This is a genomic window from Citrobacter sp. wls714 (assembly GCF_005281025.1).
GTDB classification, from domain to species: Bacteria; Pseudomonadota; Gammaproteobacteria; order Enterobacterales; family Enterobacteriaceae; genus Citrobacter; species Citrobacter werkmanii.
The window spans coordinates 1-240 of sequence record NZ_SZWZ01000053.1 but is presented as its reverse complement, the minus strand read 5'-3'; the positions used below and the strand labels follow the sequence as shown (position 1 = coordinate 240).

The window sequence follows — 240 nt, the reverse complement described above, 5'->3', positions numbered from 1 at the left end:
CAGCTTGATCCAGATTTTTAAAGAGCAAATATCTCAAACATCACCCGAAGATGAGTTTTGAGATATCAGGGTACGCGTCTTTCACTCACGAACCAGCAAGTGGCGTCCCCTAGGGGATTCGAACCCCTGTTACCGCCGTGAAAGGGCGGTGTCCTGGGCCTCTAGACGAAGGGGACACTGAAGTCTCAATCGCAAGACGCCTTGCTATTCACTTTTCATCAGACAATCTGTGTGAGCACT

The 240-nt window shown here is 49.6% G+C and carries 1 tRNA gene; it reads right to left on the bottom strand.

What is annotated here, in order from left to right:
* Positions 1–100 precede the first annotated feature (100 nt).
* A tRNA-Glu gene (locus FDX11_RS11425) sits at positions 101–176 on the bottom strand.
* Positions 177–240 lie beyond the last annotated feature (64 nt).